This window comes from Allobosea sp. GW822-FHT03F07, from assembly GCF_058801345.1.
Map to the genome: position 1 here is coordinate 324,676 of NZ_JBXAND010000006.1, position 15,814 is coordinate 340,489.

Below are 15,814 nucleotides of genomic sequence, written 5' to 3' on the forward strand. Positions count from 1 at the left end.
CACGCGGCCCAACTGGAACCCCACCCCGGCCGCGAGGCCGGGGTTTTCCGTTGCCGGAGAGGCGCATATGCTGGCGGCCTTCGTCGCGCCTTTTTTGCTACGTGTTGATAGGCCCTCGGTTCGCCTCCGGATTCGCCCCATGCTTCGCCTTGCCGGCTCCGCTTTCTTCATCCTCCTGACAGTGGCCTCCGCCCAGGCTCAGTCGATCGGAGAACCCTTGCCGGGTCGTGGCCAGGTCAAGGAACGGGCGAAGCCGGCGCGTCCCGAACAGCAGGCAGCGCGGCCCTGCCCCGAATACGGCCCCGGCTTCGTGCGTGTCGACGGCTCTTCGCTCTGCGTGCGCGCCGGCGGCTCGGTCCGGGCGGAATTCGGCAAGAGCTCGCGGAACGGCTACGGCTCCTCCGCCGGTGCCCTGGTCCATCTCGAAGGGCGCGGCCAGACCGGCATGGGGCCGGTGCGCACGGTGATCCAGATGCGCGGACAGGTCGATCGCAACCTCGATTCGGGCAGCTTCCAGTATCGCTGACGCCCTCGCGGGCTCAACCGACGAGGCGCGAGACCTCGCGGCGCAGCACCGGCACCAGTTCGTCCTCGAACCAGGGATTGCGCTTCAGCCAGGCATTGTTGCGCCAGGACGGATGCGGCAGCGGCAGGATTCGGGGGCGCTCCGGCCGCGCGAAGATCGCACGCCAGTCGCTGACCGTGTCGGAGAGGCTCGCGCCCGCTCCGGGGCCTAGATGCCAGGCCTGGGCATAGCGGCCGATCGCGAGCACGAGTTCGACCACCGGCATCGCAGCGAAGACGCGGGCGCGCCAGGTCGGAGCGCATTCGCGGCGCGGCGGCTTGTCTCCGCCCTTGGCATCGAGGCCCGGGAAGCAATGGCCCATCGGCACGATCGCGACCTTCGCCGCGTCGTAGAAGACCGCCTCGTCGAGGCCGAGCCAGCCACGCAGCCGCACGCCGGAGGGGTCGGTAAAAGGCCTGCCGCTGGCATGGACGCGGGTGCCCGGCGCTTGTCCCGCGATGCAAAGCCGCGCGGTCACCGAAGCCTGGATGACCGGCCTCGGCTGATGCGGCAGCGGCGGCGGATAGAGCGGCGCATCGCGGCAGATCCGGCAGGCCCTCAATTCGCGCAGGACCGTATCGAGAGGTTCCGGCCCGGTCATCGCCTCGCCAGCCGCGAGCGGTTCGGGCGCAAACGACCTGGAACCTGCGAGATCAGCCCATCGCAGGTCCAGGTGGGAGGGCCTTGGCTGGCGCCCTCCGGATCCCCCGCCTCGACGGTCGCCATGCCGTTGATGCGGCCGCTCGACCGGTTGCGCAGGACATAAAGCCGGCCGCTGCGCTCGACCGTGAAACAGTAGGTCCGGCGCGTCTCCTGCGGGCCGTAATAGTAGCAGACAGCTTCCGCCGTCGTCGTCCAGCAGGCGTCGCGGTTGGGAACGTTGCGATTATGGCCGGTGGCGCGACCATCGGGATGATGATGTTCGCTGAAAGGCATATTGGTGCCGGAGTAACGCCCGGCCACCGTGTTGCCCTCGAAGGCGCGCCGGATCGCCTCGCCATCGAGCCGCTCGGCCGCCTGCGCGGCGGCGCCGGGCGTGATGACGACCGCGAGCATGGCGGCGGCAAGGCTCCTGGGCAGCATCAGCGTGCGGCGAGACGCCGTCGCGTCATCAGCGGTTCGGGCGCTTTCGAGATCAGGCCATCGCAATACCAGGACTCGCCGTTGTCGCCATGCTTGCGCGGATTGCCCGGTTCGACCGAGGCGAGCGCATTGATCCGGCCGTTGCCGGCATTGCGCAAAACATAGAGATCGCGGCTGAGTTCCACCGTGAAGCAATGCACCGTGCGGTCGCTCTGCGGTCCGTAGTAGTAGCAGACCTGATCGGCCCGCGTGGTCCAGCAGGCATCGCGGTTGGGCTGCCAGCCATTGTGGCCGAGCGCACGGCCATCGGGATCGTGATACTCGGTGAAGAAGCCACCATTGGTGTAGCGGCCGCTGACGGTATTCCCTTCGAAGGCGCGCCGGATCGCCTCGCCATCGAGCTTGTCGACCGCGAAGGCGGGCAGCGGCGGCGCGGCGAGAGCGGCCAGGAGGAGAATGGCGGCTCGCATCAGGCCTTCCAGCTCGGCCGGGCGGAGAGTTCGGCGTGCCAGCGCCGGATCTGGACAAAGTCCTCCGGCAGCGGAATGCGCGAGGGCCTCATGAAATCGATGGCGATGCCGGCGGTGATGTCGGCGACCGTCAGCTCGTCGCCGCAGACATAGCGGTTGCCGGCGAGCTGCAGCTCGAGGATCCAGAGGTGATCGTCGATCTGCTCGCGATTGGCCTCGGCCCATTCCGGCACCTGCTCCTCGAGTTCCGCCATCGAGGGGTGCGAATGACGAAATACTGCGGCGACGGCCGCGAACAGGCCGAGCTCGATGCGCCGATTCCACATCTCGATCAGGGCCTGATGCTTGGCATCCTTACCGAAGAGCGGCGGGTTCGGATGCAGGCTCTCGATGTAACGGCAGATCGCGACGGTCTCGGCCAGCGCCGTGCCGTCGTCGAGCACCAGGACCGGCAGACGCTGCGCCGGGTTCAGCTTCGTGAAGACCTCGGTCTTGTGCTCCTTCTTCGCCATGTCGATCGGCACGATCTCCGGCAGGGGCACACCCTTTTCCGCAAAGAAGATGCGCACGCGCCGCGGATTGGGCGCCCGCCCGCCATCATAGAGTTTCATCGACATCCTCTCCGCCATCGCCGCGCGACCCGACCATGCCGAGGGCCGGATGGTCAATCCTTTCAAGGCTCTTCGTGATGGTTGTGTGGCGCCGGGACCTGCTCCTCCCTATCGCCCCTGCCCACGCCGCCAGGTCTCCGGGCGCTCGAACTGGAAAGCCCAGATACCGCGCCCGGCCGCCTTCGCCTCGGCTTCCTCGGCGCGGTAGGCGCCATAGGCGACGGCATGCCCATCGCGCACCAGCATCGCGTTGATGTCGGTCTCGCCCTGACGGCACTGGGCGAGGCCTCGGCCATAGCGATCGACCTTGCCGATCTCGCAGGTGACGATGCCGCGCGACAGCAGCACCTCCAGCGCCCGCCGCGAGGCACGGCCGCAATCGACCGCGCGGCCGGCCCGATCCGTGCAGCTTTGCCGGAACTCGGGCGCGTCGAGCCCTTGCAGCCGCAGTTCCTCGCCGGCGAGGCGCAGGGAATCGCCATCGATCGCGCGGGCGGCGCCGATCAGCGTTCGCGCAGGGCCGAGGCGATATTGCAACACCGCGCCTGCAATCGCCAATAAGCCAATGATTCCAAGAGCTACAACGATATCAACGGGGCGGCTGACCCGCCGCCAGCCGAAGGGTCCCTGTCTCGAACGGGTGAATCCGAAGCGCGTCATCAGGAAGAGCTTAACGATTTGCCGACCATGATGGCGAGCCCGTCGCGCATCCCGCGCGCAGGAAGAGGTTAATCACGTCCCGATCATGCCTGAAGTGACGGCCGAACAGGTGCAGCGTGGACGCGGGCCGGACCCGACCGCCCTCGCGCGCCGCAAGCTCGTCACGCGCGAGGTCAAGTCGGTGCGCGAGCGGCTGACATCCTCGACCGGGCTCGAACGCGCCTTCGATCATGAGCTGCTGCGGGTCTTCGCCGAATACCGGATGAACGGCTCGGTCGGCACGCTCGTCCTGGCCATCGGCATCGCCGCCGCGGCATGCCTCTGGGTGCCGGTCTACATGGTCACGCCCTGGGTCGGGGCGGTGCTGCTGGCGACGATGATCATCGTCGTGCTGAGCCGGCGCTTCCTGGCGCAACCGAGCGACGAGATCGGTATCAAGCGCTGGCGCCGCGGGTTTGCGCTGGCGGAGGGCTTCCACGGCATCTCCTGGGCGCTGATCCTGATGGTCTTCGCCAAGGTCGACGCGCCCGGTGCCAAAGTCTTCGTCACCACGACACTGCTCATCGTCAGCGCCCTGACGGTGATGCTCGCCGCCTCCATCCCGATGGCGGTCTATGCCGGGATCGTTCCGATCATGATCGGCATCGCCGCCTTCTTCTGGGGGCGGACCGACATGGACAGCCTCACCACCGCCGTCATGGCGGCCTCGGCGCAGCTCTTCTTCGTCTTTCTGGCCAACCGGCTTTATGCCAGTTCGGTCTCGGCTATCGCATTCCGGGCGGAGAAGGACGCGCTGATCGCCGAACTCGAAACCGCCAACGCCAATTCCGACGAAGCCCGGCGCAAGGCGGAGGAGGCCAACCTCGCCAAGTCCCGCTTCCTGGCGACGATGAGCCATGAGCTGCGCACGCCTCTCAACGCCATCCTCGGCTTCTCCGAGGTGATGAAGAACGAGGTCTTCGGCGGACATGCCAACGCCGCCTACAAGGAATATTCGGCCGACATCCACAGCTCCGGCCAGCACCTGCTGGAACTGATCAACGAGATCCTCGACCTGTCGCGCATCGAGGCCGGAAAATACGAGCTAAACGAGGAAGCGCTCTCGCTCGCCGCCATCGCCGAAGATTGCCGGCACATGCTCAACTTGCGGGCCAAGGCCAAGGGCCAGACCATCCGCGAGGCGGTCGAGCCCGACCTGCCGAAGGTCTGGGCCGACGAGCGTGCGATCCGGCAGGTCGTGCTCAACATCCTCGCGAACGCGATCAAGTTCACCCCGCCGGGCGGCGAGATCACCATCAAGGTCGGCTGGACCGCGAATGGCGGCCAATATGTCTCGATCACCGATACCGGTCCGGGCATTCCCGAGGACGAGATCCCGGTCGTGCTGCAGACCTTCGGGCGCGGCTCTCTGGCGATCAAGACGGCCGAGCAGGGCTCGGGGCTCGGGCTGCCGATCGTGAAAGGGCTTATCGACCTGCATGGCGGCGGCTTCAGCCTGAAGTCGAAGCCGCGCGCCGGCACGGAGGTGACGATCACGCTGCCGGCCGTGCGCGTGATGGACACGCTCGCGGCGCTGCCCGAGCCGGAGACGCGGGCAGCGTGAGGGGTCGAAGCCTTGGAGCGTGCTAGTTCTGCACGGAACCACGGCGTCATCCCGGGCTTGCCCCGGGATCCATTGGAGGCCTCCGGAGCCCTACGATGGATCCCGGAGCTGCGCGGCTACGCCGCTTGTCCGGGATGACCGCGCGCTCCTGTCAAATTCAGCGCCCTCTGGCGGATCATCGCCCCGCGCCGAACGTCGCCTGATGGCACGACCAGCCTCAATTGATGGCGAAGCAGTAGAGCAGGCCGGCACCGCCGGTGCTGCGCAGCGCATCCTGGCTGCAGCCGCCGCGCGACAGATGCGACATGTTCCAGGACTTCGCTGCGGCTGAGTCGTCGAGCCCACTGCGGTCGTGATGACCGACCATCACCGCGCCCTCCGTGCCGCTCTTGGTATAGTTCCCGCAGGTGCGGTCCTCGCCCGGCCCGAAGGTGGTGCCGTCGGCTTGGGAGCCCGTCAGGATGTCGTGCTGGTTCGGGGTGTCGCCGCGGCCGTTGACGGGCTCGCCCTTCTCGTTGAGCGCCGTCTGCTTGGTGAGGTTCGGCGCAGTGCCGTGCAGATCGGCGACGCTGGTGGCGACGATCACACCCTTGGCATTCTGCCACGGACCGGTGCCGATGCGATCGCGGGCATTGACGGCTGTAGCGCCGCCGACGGCCTGGGTGGAGAGATAGGCCCGCCAGGTCTTGCCGCCGGCGCCCGCAGCTTGAGCAAGGCGCTGGCAGATGGCGTCAGCGCCGGCAAGCCCGCCGAGATCGGCGCCCTTGCCGGAACCCGTGCTGGTGACGAAGAATGTCATCGCGGCCGTCTGGGCTGCTGCCGAGCCCGAGGCCAGCGCCAGCAGCCCGGCTGCGGCGACAAGTTTGAAACACGTTGCGTGCTTCATCTATCCCTCCCGCGGTTCTTGCGCCCCGGGTGCGGTCTCGTGCGGATGCCGATTTCGGCCCGGAACGATGACGGGCAGAGTTCAACACAATTCCGCCATCAGCAAGGCAGCGACGGCCTGCGCCCCTCGCCCTCTCCATCCATGGGTCGAGGCTAAGCCTTCCCGGCCACGCCCGCCTGGGCGAAGGTCGCCATGCCCGAGTGGATCGCAGCCGCAGCCTTGACCAGGCTGGCGGCCAGTGCCGCGCCCGAGCCCTCGCCCAGCCGCATGTCGAGCGCGAGCAGCGGCTGCTTGCCGAGATTGGCGAGGACCTGCGCATGGGCCCCTTCGGCCGAGAGATGGCCAGCGAGGCAGTGGTCGATCGCCGAAGGGTCGAGCGCGTGCAGGATCGCGGCCGCGGCCGTCACGACATAGCCGTCGAGGATCACCGGGATGCGCTGCGAGCGGGCGGCGATGATGGCGCCGCAGATCGCCGCGATCTCGCGGCCGCCGAGGCGGCGCAGCACCTCGAGCGGGTCCTTGAGATGCGCGCGGTGCAGGGCAAGGCCAGCCTCCACGGCGGCGATCTTGCGCTTCAGGCCCTCGTCGTCGAGGCCGGTGCCGCGCCCGCACCAGAAGGCGGCGTCGCCGCCATAGAGCGCGGCATAGATCGCAGCCGCCGAGGTAGTGTTGCCGATGCCCATCTCGCCGAGGCAGAGCAGGTCCGTGCCGCCGACCAGCGCCTCCATGCCGAAGGCCATGGTGGCGACGCAGGCGCGCTCGTCGAGAGCATCGCCTTGGGTGAAATCGCCGGTCGGGAGATCGAGGGCGAGATCGAAGACCTTGAAGCCGAGATCGAAGGCGGCGCAGATCTGGTTGATCGCCGCGCCCCCGGCCGCAAAATTCTCCAGCATCTGGCGCGTCACGGCCTGCGGAAAGGCCGAGACGCCCTGCGCGACGACGCCATGATTGCCGGCGAAGACGCAGACGAGCGGGCGATCGACCGTCGGCCGACCCTTGCCCTGCCAGGCGGCGAGCCATTCGGCGATCTCCTCCATGCGGCCGAGGCTGCCCGCCGGCTTGGTCAGTTCCTTGTCGCGGGCGCGCACGGTGTTGGCCGCCGCCATGTCGGGGCCGGGCATCGCGGCGATGAGCTCGCGGATGTCGTCGAAGGGAAGTCCGGAAGCGGCCATGGCGATGTCTCGTGCGGCGATGGTGATGCGCCGGCGCAATCGCGATGGCTGGCCGGCCGCTGCTGCTGCTATAGGCTGCGCCGCGGGAAGACAATCGAGGAACGCGGGACGCGGCATGGCCGAGGCTTCGACAGAGACAGTGACGGCGCCGCAGCCAGAACCCGTCTGGCCGGGGTGGCCGATCGCGACCGCGATCTGCATCCGCTTCTATTCGCGCCTGCCGGTGCCGCGCCTGCCGGGTGAGGCGGACCCGCATGCGCCGCCCGATTTCCGCACCGTGCCGCGCGCCCTGCCCTTTGCCACGCTGGTCATCGCCCTGCCCGCGACGCTGGTGCTGTGCGGCGCCGGGGTGGCCGGGCTCGGCGGCCTGCTTTCGGCTGCGCTCGCCATCGCGACGTTGGCGGTGACGACGGGCGCCTTGCACGAGGACGGGCTGGCGGACAGCGCCGACGGCCTCTTTGGCGGGCGCACACCGGAGCGGCGGCTGGAGATCATGAAGGACAGCCGGCTCGGCAGCTATGGCGCGTTGGCGATGGGGCTCGCATTGCTGCTACGGGTCGCGGCGCTGGCGATGATCCTCGATCGCGCGGGGCCGCTGGCGGCTGCCGGCATGTTCATGATCGCGGCCGTCGTCTCCCGGATGTCGGGTGTCCACCTGCTGGCGACGATGGGGCCTGCTCGCCGCGACGGGGCTTCCGCATCGGTCGGACGGCCTTCGGAGCGCACCGCGCTGCTTGGATATGCTGTCGCTACGATCCTCGCGCTGGCCACGGTCTTCGCATCCGGCCTGCCACCATCGGGCCTCGCATTGGGCTTCGTTCTGGCGGCGGCGAATGCTCTGCTCGTCAGGCGCCTCTGCCTGCGGCTGATCGGCGGGCAGACGGGCGACGTCGCGGGGGCGACGCAACAACTAGACGAGATCGCCGTTTATCTCGGCTTCGCGCTCGCCTTAGGGATCAGCGGCCCATGAGCGGCATCTCCTCGCCCTGCATCAAGGCCTGCATGCTCGACCCCGTCAGCAAGCTCTGCGAGGGCTGCGGGCGCTCGCTGGCCGAGATCGCGCGCTGGGGCGGCATGAGCGAGCCCGAGCGGCGGGCGATCATGGCGAGGCTGCGGGAGCGGACCGCAGCCCGTAGTCAGGCGTCGGCTCCGGCTCCCGAGGGGGCCTGAGCAGTCCTCGCCAACGCCTCCCCGGTCAGGCGGAAGAAGACCTTCTCGGTCTGGGCGGCGGCGCCAAGGCTTTCGTAGAAACGGATCAGCTCGGGATTGCCGGAATCGGCCGTCCAGTCGAGGCGCCTGTGGCCGCGAGCTAGCGCCAGTTGCGCCAGCGCACGCATCAGCGCGCGGCCGATACCGCCACCCCTTGCCGTGCGAGAAACATAAATCTCCTTCAGGAAGAAGCCCGAGGCGAGACCCGGCCCCGGATAGATTGCGCAGGCCGAGGCGAAGCCGAGCAGCGCCCCGGCGCGCTCGGCGATGAGGATATCGACGCCCTGCGGCAGCCTCGCGAGACCGTCGAGGATCGCCTGGGATGGCGGACAAGGTACGCGGTAATGCACTTGCATTTCCGCCATCAGGGCCGCCAGGGCCGGATGGTCCGAAGCGGCGAGTGCGCGGATGCCAAAGGGCGTTGCGTCCTGCGTCACAGCGGCCCTCCCCAGCTCAGTTCAGCAGCGACCAGAGGAAGCGGCCGGCAACCGCCAGCAGGAACAGCCCGAAGACGACCTCGAGCCGCCGCTTCGACAGGCGGTGCGCCAGGCGCGCACCGATCGGCGCGGTCCAGATCGAGGTCGGGATGAACAGCAGGAAGCCGATGAAGGAGACGTAGCCGAGCGACAGCGGCGGCAGGATGTCCATCTTCGGCCAGCCGGCATAGATGTAGCCGAGCGCGCCGGGGATCGAGACGAGGACGCCGAGCCCCGAGGAGGTCGCGACCGCCTGATGAATCGGGCGACCATAGAAGGTCATGAACAGGCTGGAGAGCTGCCCGCCGCCGATGCCCATCAGCGCCGAGAGCACACCGATGATGGCACCGTAGATGTTCATCAGGACCGTGCCGGGCATTTCGGTGCCGAGCTTCCAGCGGTCGGAGGCGAAGAGCAGGCGCAGCGCGCTCGCCACCGCGACGACGACGAAGACGATCTTGAACAGGTCGGCGGGCGCATAGCGGGCGACGACGCTGCCGGCGATGACGCCGAGCACCGCCGGCACCGCCCAGAGCTTGAGGATCGTCATGTCGACCATGCCCTTGGCGCGATGCGCCTGGAAGGAGCGGATCGAGGTCGGGATGATCACCGCCAAAGAGGTGCCGACGCAGAGCGGCATGCGGACCTCTTCGGGCACGCCGATGACGCGAAAGACCTCGTAGAGGATCGGCACGATGACGGCGCCGCCACCGACGCCGAAGACGCCCGCCAGAAGCCCTGTGAGCGCACCCGCCACGACGAGCGAAACGGCGAGGAAGACGAGATCCCCGATGGGTATTCCAGCAAGCATGTCAACGATCCGACAGAGAGGAAGGCTGCTGTGGGCGATTTCGCCTGTCGGGGCAAGCGCGCCGTGGCGGGGCGGATATGCAGCGCGGCGGGGGATCGTCGGTGGTTGGCAGCAGCAGGCAGAGAGCAAGAGCGATGCCGACAGGGCGCGATCCGCATGCTTGGGCTGCACGACTGCCCCTCGTCAGCACCGCTCGACCCGCGACAACCGCGCTGATGATCTGTAGCTTGCGTGCGTGCCCGGCAAGCCGCGGCGCACGACGCGAAAGGAGGGCCGAAAGACGACCAAAAGCCGGCGCAAAGCCAGCCAAGACAACAACAATCATGGGAGGTAAACGATGACAGACCATTCTGCTCACGACCGCGATCCCGCGCAGCACCAGGCTGCAATCCTGTCCAGGCGTACGCTGATCCATGCGGCGGGGCTCGGAGCCCTGGCCGCGACAGCCGGCCCCGCCCTCGCCCAGACCTCTGCAGGCCCTGCCGCACCACCGACAACGATCACGACCCCGCCGCGCGACTTCAGTCGCAACGGCGCGCCCACGACCTATTTCTGGGATCCCGACGTCATCACCCTCGACCCTGCCTTCGGCGGGCTGGCCCAGCCCAATGCGGCGATCCAACGGATCTGGACCGGGGGTCTCTGGGTCGAGGGCCCCGCCTGGAACGCGCAGGGCCAGTATCTCGTCTGGAGCGACATCCCGCGCAACCGGCAGATGCGCTGGATCGAGGATGACGGGCGCGTCACCGTCTTCCGCTCGCCCTCCGGCAACAGCAACGGCAACAGCTTCGACTTCCAGGGCCGGCAGCTCTCCTGCGAGCATCTGAACCGCCGCGTCGTGCGCTACGAGCTCGACGGATCGGCAACCGTGCTGGCCGACTCATTCGACGGCAAGAAGCTGAACTCGCCCAACGACATCGCCGCCCATCCGGACGGCAGCTACTGGTTCACCGACCCGCCCTATGGCGGCCAGCTCTACGAGGGCGCGCCGGACGCCGCCGGTGGGCCGAGCAACGCCGCAGGCAAGCTCAATCCGCGGCTGGGCCAGCCGCCCGGCATCGGGCTCGCCAAGCGCGAACTCCCGACCAACACCTACCGGCTCGATCCGAGCGGACGTCTCGACCTGGTCGTGCCGGAGTCGCAGGTGCCCGACCCGAACGGACTGTGCTTCTCGCCCGATTTCAAGAAGCTCTACATCGCCTCGACCGGCAAGGGGCCGGGCGATACCGGGCCGGGCGGCAAGGGCGACATCCACGTCTTCGATGTCGGCACCGACAACAAGCTCAGCAACGGCAAGCGCTTCTCGGACTGCATGGTCGACGGCGTGCATTGCGGGCCGGACGGTCTGCGCTGCGATGTCGAAGGCAATCTCTGGGCTTCGTCCAATGCCGGGCGCAATGTCGGCTATAGCGGCGTGCTCGTGTTCAACCCCGCCGGGAAGCTACTCGGCCGCATCCGCCTGCCGGAGGTCTGCGGCAATATCTGCTTCGGCGGGCCGAAGCGGAACCGGCTGTTCATGGCGGCGAGCCAGTCGATCTACGCGCTGTACCTCGCGACGCAGGGCGCCGGGCCGGGCTGAGGGGGCGGACTCACGCCGTCATCCCGGACAAGCCGCCCTCGGATCGCCTTTGGCCGACCCAAGGACAGGCTCCTCGGCGCTGATCCGGGATCCATTCCTGAGCCGTTCCGGAATGGATCCCGGGTCTCCGCTTCGCTGCGCCCGGGATGACGGCGCGTCTCCCAGGCGAAACCAGTGCGCTTACGCATCCAGGATCGGCGCGAAGCCACCATGGATCAGGCGCTTGCCGTCGAAGGGCATTTCGCGCTGCATCCGCGGGTCGGCCATGACCTTCTGCCAACCGGCGTCGCGGACTGCCTTCGAAGGCCATTCGATCCAGGAATAGACCACCTTCTCGTCGCCGGTCGCCTTCACCGCACGCCTGAAATCGGTGACCTTGCCGTCGGGAACGTCATCGCCCCAGGTGTCGACGACGCGCGACGCACCATGCTCCCGCAGAATCGCGCCGTGATGCGTCGCGAACTCGCGATAGGCCTCCTTGCTGCCTGCCGGAACCGCCGCGACCATGCCATCGATATAGGCCACATTGCCGTGGGCGCCCTGCTGGGCAATCGGAGAAAAGCCGCCGAAGATCATGCGCTGGCCGTCGAAGGCCATTGACGCACCCATCTCCTTCATGCGCGGGTCGCTCGCCATCTTCTGATTGGCTGCATCATAGGCCGCCTTGTCGGCATATTCGAGCCAGGAGAAGACGACGACCTCGTCGGGCTTGGCCTTCACGGCGCCCTTGAAGTCGGTCAGCTTGCCGTCGGGCACGTCGTCGCCCCAGGCCTCGACGAAGCGCTGCGCACCGAACTCGCGGAAAATCGGCGCGGCGTTGGCGGCCTGCTTGCGGTAGGCTTCCTTGTTCGCAGCCGGGACGGCCACGACGAATCCCTGCACATAGGTCATGTCATTTCCTCCGTTGGTTTCAGGAGCCGGGCTGACCTCCCGGCAAGCGGCGACGGGCGATGCCCGTCGCCGTCGTCAGGCTTCAGCCGCAGCAGGACGCGACCGCGGCGACCGGCATGGCGCCCGCGCTGGCCTGCGGCCGGTCCTCATAGCGATCATGGTGGCGCATCCAGTCCATGACGGCCTCCTCGTTGCGGCCCTTCGGCGTCAGGTCGAGGACGTTGTAGGCGCCGACCAGCAGGTCGCAGCCTCGGGCGTAAGACGAATAGGTGTGGAAGATTTCGCCCGCGTCGTTGCGGTAGAAGACGCTGAAGCCCGGCATCTCGCCACCCTCGCCATCATGCATCTCGTAGTTGTATTCGTAGCGGCCGGCAGCCTTCTCCTCAGGGCTCGGCGAAACATGGAAATCGGCATTGAAGTCGCTGCCGGCCGAGGACACCCAGTCGAACTGCCAGCCCATGCGCTTCCGGAACGGCTGAAACTCGGCATAAGGCGCGTGAGAGACGGCGACGAGGCTGACGTCGTGATGCTTCAGATGCAGGTTCGGGCCGTCAAAATGATCGGCCAGGAACGAGCAGCCGGGGCAGCCTTCCTTCCAGCCGGGCCCGAACATGAAGTGGTAGATCACGAGCTGGCTGTTCTTGCCGAACAGATCGGCAAGCATCTGACGCCCTTTCGATCCTTCGAAGACATAGTCCTTCTCGACCCTGACCCAGGGGAGCGCGCGCCGCTCGGCGCTGAGCGCATCGCGCTGTCGCGTGAACTCCTTTTCGCGGGCGAGATGCGCCTTGCGGGCAGCCACCCATTCGTCGCGGGATACGATCTGATGCTGCATCGTTCCGTCTCCTCGTTGTGCGGACGCGGCTTTTCGAACGGCCTGGCCCGGCGGTTTTCCCCCTTTGGTCGGCTTGGGCATGGGTGCCCGATCGGGCCCTGCAGAGCGCGAGCCCGCTGCAACCAATGCCATCTTTCTCAGGCGAACAGCTCCTCCAGCTTGACGAGGGAGCCGGTCCAGCCATGGGTGTGGCCGCGCACCGCCTGTTCGTCGAACAGCTTCTCGTGCAAAAGCGTCAGGATCGTGCCGTCGCCATCGGGCTTGAACGTCACGGTGACCCGCGAGACGCGCTCCGGCGTCGTCACCCAGGACCAGCTGAAGGAAAGCCGCTCGTTCTCGACGACCTCCTGGTAGATGCCGGAAACCTCGTGACGCTCGCCGGTATCCTCCAGCATCACGACCCGATAGGCGCCGCCGACACGGGGATCGACCGCCACCTCCATCGTCCTGACATTCTCCGGTCCGAACCAGCGCATCAGCAATTCGGGATCGGTCCAGGCCTGGAAGACCTCGGTCGGCGAAGCGTTCAGCCGCCGCTTCAACGTCAGACTGGGCGTGGTATCGACCTTCTTGTCCATCGCGTCCGGCCTCTCCTTGGCGGTGCCCCGTCAGACGCCCTCTGAACCGCCCTCTTCCGGCCCCTTGTCGGCGCGGCGCTCGTTCAGCATGGCCTCAAGTGCGTCCAGGCGCTGCGTCCAGAACCGCTGGTAGCGTGCGAGCCAGCCCATCGCCTCCTCCATCGGATCGGCATTGAGGCGGCAGGAGACGGTGCGTCCCGTCTTCGTCCGCGTGATCAGCCCGGCATCGGACAACACGTCGAGATGCTTCATCACCGCCGGCAGCGACATCGGGAAAGGCTGCGCCAGCTCGCTGACCGACAGGGCGTCCTCTCCCTCGAGACGTGCCAGCAGCGCCCGCCGCGTCGGGTCCGACAGGGCGGAGAAGGTGCGATCGAGCTGCGCTTCTTGAAACTTAACCATAGAGTTAAGTTAATGCTCAATCCTATGTGTCGTCAAGCGCGAAATTCGCGATCAGCCGGAGACTGTAGGGAAAGGCGAAGTTTGCCGCAGTGTAAGAAAGCGACCGCAATCCTGTTGGTGCGCGCTGGCATCTGTTCAGAATGGAAGTCCTGCGGGTCGACGTCGCGAAGCGAGGCTGTCCGTCGTCAGATGTGAATGAAAAGAGAGGCATAGTGTTGCCGCGATTGTCGGTCGAGTTCCGCAATCTGCCTTTGGACGCCCGGCCTTAGCCGGGCGTCCAAGCCGTTTCTGAGAAATGCCGATTAACCGAGCAGCCACGCGAGTCGAGCCTTACGATCGGCGAATGGGGCGTCTGGACTGCGATTGCAATCGGCGTGGGCGGCCGCTTCGGGTTCGGCTACCCACAGCGGAATTTACCGATCCCTCCGATGCCGTCCGCCCCGCCGGAGCCAAGGCCTCCGTTGTGGGAGGGGACGCCGAGCGGGGTCGAGCTTACGATCTATGAGCGAAACCGGAAGGCGCGGCGGCTGTGCATCGAGCACTACGGCCCGACCTGCCAGGCCTGCACACTGACCTACGAGGAGAAGTACGGCGCGATCGGCGCGCAGCTGATCCACGTCCATCATCTGACACCGTTGTCTGAAATCGGCGAAGCTTACGAAGTCGATCCGATCCGTGACCTCGTACCACTCTGCGCGACATGCCACCATGTCGTTCACAGCCGGATCCCGCCCTACAGCGTGGATGAGGTGCGCAAAGCCGTTCAGGATGTAAACAGGCATCCGCTTTGACCCCACAATCGGCATCTTGCCTGACCCTGCCATCCTCGATTTTCTCGCAAGCTGGCAGGTGCCTAGCCAACTTGGCGGGGGCAGTCTTGGGCGCCGATCTGGAGTGCGCCCCCTGAGTCGGACAAGGTGACGGCCAGCAATTGACCGGGGAGCCGGGCTTTCGAAGGATGGAAGCCCATGGCCCGACACCGTTCCCACAGCATCGAGTTCAAGCGCCAGGTGGCCCATGACTATCTGGCGGGCGAGACGCTCCACAGCCTCGCTCGGCGGCACGACCTGTCGCGCAACCTGATCCGCATCTGGATCCAGAAGTTCGAAGCCGGCGCCTTCGACGATGAGGCGGTCGCCGCCGACACCATCGAAGCCTACGAGGCGCGCATCGCCGCACTGGAACGGCTCGTCGGCAGGCAGGCGCTGGAGATCGAGTTCCTAAAGGGGGCTCTGAAGCACGGACCGCGGCCGAGAAGCGCGACTACATCCGTCATCACCGGCCCCGCAGCCTCTCCGTCGCAGAAGGATGCCGGCTGATGGGGATCGCGCGCTCGACTTATTACGACAAGCCGGCCATCAGCATCGACGACACAGCGCTCGTCGAGACGATGGCGGCGATCTCCGAGAGCTTCGAGGCCTATGGCTACCGCCGGATGCAGGCAGCGCTGCGGCACCGCGGGCTTGTCGTCAACCACAAGAAAATCCGGCGCCTGATGCGCGAACATTGCCTTCAGCCGCTGCAGCGCCGGCGCTACGTCGCCACCACCGATAGCGATCACGAACTGCCGATCTTCCCGAACCTGGCGAAGAACATGGTCCCGGACGGGCCGAACCAGCTCTGGGTGGCCGACATCACCTACGTCGCGATCACCATCGGCTTCGTCTACGTCGCGGTGATCCTCGATGCCTGGTCGCGCAAGGTCGTCGGCTACGCCATCGGCCGCTCGATCGACGTCCGGCTGACGCTGGCCGCCCTCCGTTCGGCCATCGAAAGGCGAAAACCGCCGCCCGGCTGCGTGCATCACACGGATCGCGGGTCGCAATATGCTGCGGGGCTCTACCGGCAAACGCTTGCCGACCATGGTCTTGTCGGATCGATGGGGCGCCGCGGCAATCCCTACGATAATCTATGGACGCCTCCCGCCACAAGATGATTTCTGACGTCGAGCCCGGCACTGGGTGCGTAAATCTATCCGGCCTG

General features: G+C 67.1%; 21 protein-coding genes. 8 read left to right on the forward strand and 13 right to left on the reverse strand.

The genetic code is table 11. From position 1 onward, the window contains the following. Nucleotides 1-139: 139 nt before the first annotated feature. A complete protein-coding gene (locus tag AC1RMY_RS19065; protein WP_492867153.1) occupies nt 140-526 on the forward strand; it encodes a hypothetical protein in 387 nt (128 codons plus the stop codon). 13 nt (nt 527-539) lie between these two features. Here AC1RMY_RS19065 and AC1RMY_RS19070 read toward each other — a convergent pair whose 3' ends face one another. The 5 genes from AC1RMY_RS19070 to AC1RMY_RS19090 form a co-directional block, all read right to left on the reverse strand. Continuing rightward, nucleotides 540-1,166, reverse strand: a complete 627-nt coding sequence (locus AC1RMY_RS19070; RefSeq protein ID WP_492867154.1) for a uracil-DNA glycosylase family protein — start codon at nt 1,164-1,166, stop codon at nt 540-542. Then, entirely contained in the window at nt 1,163-1,621 is a 459-nt protein-coding gene (locus tag AC1RMY_RS19075; RefSeq protein ID WP_492867155.1) for a hypothetical protein, read from the reverse strand. Before AC1RMY_RS19075 ends, AC1RMY_RS19070 begins: the two co-directional genes overlap by 4 nt. A 26-nt stretch (nt 1,622-1,647) precedes the next feature. Then, nucleotides 1,648-2,118 (reverse strand): hypothetical protein, encoded by a 471-nt coding sequence (locus AC1RMY_RS19080; RefSeq protein ID WP_492867157.1) that lies wholly within the window; start codon nt 2,116-2,118, stop codon nt 1,648-1,650. After that, nucleotides 2,118-2,729 (reverse strand): glutathione S-transferase family protein, encoded by a 612-nt coding sequence (locus AC1RMY_RS19085; protein WP_492867158.1) that lies wholly within the window; start codon nt 2,727-2,729, stop codon nt 2,118-2,120. Before AC1RMY_RS19085 ends, AC1RMY_RS19080 begins: the two co-directional genes overlap by 1 nt. A 108-nt stretch (nt 2,730-2,837) precedes the next feature. Further along, nucleotides 2,838-3,287 carry a thermonuclease family protein gene (locus tag AC1RMY_RS19090; protein ID WP_492867159.1) on the reverse strand — a complete coding sequence of 150 codons (450 nt, stop codon included), beginning with the start codon at nt 3,285-3,287 and terminating at the stop codon, nt 2,838-2,840. Nucleotides 3,288-3,474: 187 nt separating this feature from the next. Here AC1RMY_RS19090 and AC1RMY_RS19095 point away from each other — a divergent pair, with 187 nt between their 5' ends. Continuing rightward, a complete protein-coding gene (locus AC1RMY_RS19095) occupies nt 3,475-4,992 on the forward strand; it encodes a sensor histidine kinase (protein ID WP_492867161.1) in 1,518 nt (505 codons plus the stop codon). A gap of 217 nt (nt 4,993-5,209) precedes the next feature. Here the strand turns inward: AC1RMY_RS19095 and AC1RMY_RS19100 are convergent, their stop codons facing one another. Together AC1RMY_RS19100 and cobT are read right to left on the reverse strand one after the other, a co-directional pair. Beyond that, nucleotides 5,210-5,878 carry a hypothetical protein gene (locus AC1RMY_RS19100; RefSeq protein WP_492867162.1) on the reverse strand — a complete coding sequence of 223 codons (669 nt, stop codon included), beginning with the start codon at nt 5,876-5,878 and terminating at the stop codon, nt 5,210-5,212. A gap of 152 nt (nt 5,879-6,030) precedes the next feature. Further along, nucleotides 6,031-7,050 (reverse strand): nicotinate-nucleotide--dimethylbenzimidazole phosphoribosyltransferase, encoded by a 1,020-nt coding sequence (gene cobT / locus AC1RMY_RS19105; protein WP_492867164.1) that lies wholly within the window; start codon nt 7,048-7,050, stop codon nt 6,031-6,033. Nucleotides 7,051-7,165: 115 nt separating this feature from the next. On the opposite strand from cobT, the gene AC1RMY_RS19110 reads away from it, so the two are divergent. Beyond that, nucleotides 7,166-8,020 carry an adenosylcobinamide-GDP ribazoletransferase gene (locus AC1RMY_RS19110; protein WP_492867165.1) on the forward strand — a complete coding sequence of 285 codons (855 nt, stop codon included), beginning with the start codon at nt 7,166-7,168 and terminating at the stop codon, nt 8,018-8,020. Continuing rightward, the gene (locus AC1RMY_RS19115) at nt 8,017-8,220 is read left to right on the forward strand and encodes a DUF1289 domain-containing protein (protein WP_492867167.1); all 204 of its coding nucleotides are present in this window, start codon (nt 8,017-8,019) and stop codon (nt 8,218-8,220) included. The genes AC1RMY_RS19110 and AC1RMY_RS19115 overlap by 4 nt, the downstream gene beginning before the upstream one ends. Here the strand turns inward: AC1RMY_RS19115 and AC1RMY_RS19120 are convergent. After that, the gene (locus AC1RMY_RS19120; protein ID WP_492867169.1) at nt 8,187-8,696 is read right to left on the reverse strand and encodes a GNAT family N-acetyltransferase; all 510 of its coding nucleotides are present in this window, start codon (nt 8,694-8,696) and stop codon (nt 8,187-8,189) included. The two genes, AC1RMY_RS19115 and AC1RMY_RS19120, sit on opposite strands and share 34 nt — an antisense overlap. Before the next feature lie 16 nt (nt 8,697-8,712). Further along, nucleotides 8,713-9,546 (reverse strand): sulfite exporter TauE/SafE family protein, encoded by an 834-nt coding sequence (locus AC1RMY_RS19125; RefSeq protein ID WP_492867171.1) that lies wholly within the window; start codon nt 9,544-9,546, stop codon nt 8,713-8,715. Between the two features lie 337 nt (nt 9,547-9,883). Here AC1RMY_RS19125 and AC1RMY_RS19130 point away from each other — a divergent pair, with 337 nt between their 5' ends. Further along, nucleotides 9,884-11,125: an SMP-30/gluconolactonase/LRE family protein gene (locus tag AC1RMY_RS19130; protein WP_492867173.1), complete on the forward strand. Its 1,242-nt coding sequence runs from the start codon at nt 9,884-9,886 to the stop codon at nt 11,123-11,125. A 180-nt stretch (nt 11,126-11,305) separates the two neighbouring features. Here the strand turns inward: AC1RMY_RS19130 and AC1RMY_RS19135 are convergent, their stop codons facing one another. From AC1RMY_RS19135 to AC1RMY_RS19150, 4 genes are all read right to left on the reverse strand, one after another. Continuing rightward, the gene (locus tag AC1RMY_RS19135) at nt 11,306-12,016 is read right to left on the reverse strand and encodes a DUF1428 domain-containing protein (RefSeq protein ID WP_492867174.1); all 711 of its coding nucleotides are present in this window, start codon (nt 12,014-12,016) and stop codon (nt 11,306-11,308) included. A gap of 82 nt (nt 12,017-12,098) precedes the next feature. Next, nucleotides 12,099-12,851: a DUF899 domain-containing protein gene (locus tag AC1RMY_RS19140; RefSeq protein WP_492867176.1), complete on the reverse strand. Its 753-nt coding sequence runs from the start codon at nt 12,849-12,851 to the stop codon at nt 12,099-12,101. 137 nt (nt 12,852-12,988) lie between these two features. Further along, a complete protein-coding gene (locus AC1RMY_RS19145; RefSeq protein ID WP_492867177.1) occupies nt 12,989-13,429 on the reverse strand; it encodes an SRPBCC family protein in 441 nt (146 codons plus the stop codon). A gap of 30 nt (nt 13,430-13,459) precedes the next feature. Further along, nucleotides 13,460-13,831 carry an ArsR/SmtB family transcription factor gene (locus AC1RMY_RS19150; protein WP_492867178.1) on the reverse strand — a complete coding sequence of 124 codons (372 nt, stop codon included), beginning with the start codon at nt 13,829-13,831 and terminating at the stop codon, nt 13,460-13,462. A gap of 428 nt (nt 13,832-14,259) precedes the next feature. Here AC1RMY_RS19150 and AC1RMY_RS19155 point away from each other — a divergent pair, with 428 nt between their 5' ends. From AC1RMY_RS19155 to AC1RMY_RS19165, 3 genes are all read left to right on the forward strand, one after another. Continuing rightward, nucleotides 14,260-14,622, forward strand: a complete 363-nt coding sequence (locus AC1RMY_RS19155; protein WP_492867179.1) for an HNH endonuclease — start codon at nt 14,260-14,262, stop codon at nt 14,620-14,622. A gap of 177 nt (nt 14,623-14,799) precedes the next feature. Beyond that, on the forward strand, nt 14,800-15,150 hold the full coding sequence (locus AC1RMY_RS19160; RefSeq protein WP_492867181.1) for a transposase: 351 nt from the start codon (nt 14,800-14,802) through the stop codon (nt 15,148-15,150). Continuing rightward, complete coding sequence (locus tag AC1RMY_RS19165) at nt 15,099-15,767, forward strand: IS3 family transposase (protein ID WP_492867212.1); 669 nt, start codon at nt 15,099-15,101, stop codon at nt 15,765-15,767. Before AC1RMY_RS19160 ends, AC1RMY_RS19165 begins: the two co-directional genes overlap by 52 nt. Nucleotides 15,768-15,814 lie beyond the last annotated feature (47 nt).

Bases quoted from the DNA above. Each gene is read 5' to 3' on its own strand.
- AC1RMY_RS19065 (WP_492867153.1), top strand. From the start codon at position 140: ATGCTTCGCCTTGCCGGCTCCGCTTTCTTCATCCTCCTGACAGTGGCC.
- AC1RMY_RS19070 (WP_492867154.1), bottom strand. From the start codon at position 1,166: ATGACCGGGCCGGAACCTCTCGATACGGTCCTGCGCGAATTGAGGGCC.
- AC1RMY_RS19075 (WP_492867155.1), bottom strand. From the start codon at position 1,621: ATGCTCGCGGTCGTCATCACGCCCGGCGCCGCCGCGCAGGCGGCCGAG.
- AC1RMY_RS19080 (WP_492867157.1), bottom strand. From the start codon at position 2,118: ATGCGAGCCGCCATTCTCCTCCTGGCCGCTCTCGCCGCGCCGCCGCTG.
- AC1RMY_RS19085 (WP_492867158.1), bottom strand. From the start codon at position 2,729: ATGAAACTCTATGATGGCGGGCGGGCGCCCAATCCGCGGCGCGTGCGC.
- AC1RMY_RS19095 (WP_492867161.1), top strand. From the start codon at position 3,475: ATGCCTGAAGTGACGGCCGAACAGGTGCAGCGTGGACGCGGGCCGGAC.
- AC1RMY_RS19100 (WP_492867162.1), bottom strand. From the start codon at position 5,878: ATGAAGCACGCAACGTGTTTCAAACTTGTCGCCGCAGCCGGGCTGCTG.
- cobT (WP_492867164.1), bottom strand. From the start codon at position 7,050: ATGGCCGCTTCCGGACTTCCCTTCGACGACATCCGCGAGCTCATCGCC.
- AC1RMY_RS19110 (WP_492867165.1), top strand. From the start codon at position 7,166: ATGGCCGAGGCTTCGACAGAGACAGTGACGGCGCCGCAGCCAGAACCC.
- AC1RMY_RS19115 (WP_492867167.1), top strand. From the start codon at position 8,017: ATGAGCGGCATCTCCTCGCCCTGCATCAAGGCCTGCATGCTCGACCCC.
- AC1RMY_RS19125 (WP_492867171.1), bottom strand. From the start codon at position 9,546: ATGCTTGCTGGAATACCCATCGGGGATCTCGTCTTCCTCGCCGTTTCG.
- AC1RMY_RS19130 (WP_492867173.1), top strand. From the start codon at position 9,884: ATGACAGACCATTCTGCTCACGACCGCGATCCCGCGCAGCACCAGGCT.
- AC1RMY_RS19135 (WP_492867174.1), bottom strand. From the start codon at position 12,016: ATGACCTATGTGCAGGGATTCGTCGTGGCCGTCCCGGCTGCGAACAAG.
- AC1RMY_RS19140 (WP_492867176.1), bottom strand. From the start codon at position 12,851: ATGCAGCATCAGATCGTATCCCGCGACGAATGGGTGGCTGCCCGCAAG.
- AC1RMY_RS19145 (WP_492867177.1), bottom strand. From the start codon at position 13,429: ATGGACAAGAAGGTCGATACCACGCCCAGTCTGACGTTGAAGCGGCGG.
- AC1RMY_RS19150 (WP_492867178.1), bottom strand. From the start codon at position 13,831: ATGGTTAAGTTTCAAGAAGCGCAGCTCGATCGCACCTTCTCCGCCCTG.
- AC1RMY_RS19155 (WP_492867179.1), top strand. From the start codon at position 14,260: ATGCCGTCCGCCCCGCCGGAGCCAAGGCCTCCGTTGTGGGAGGGGACG.
- AC1RMY_RS19160 (WP_492867181.1), top strand. From the start codon at position 14,800: ATGGCCCGACACCGTTCCCACAGCATCGAGTTCAAGCGCCAGGTGGCC.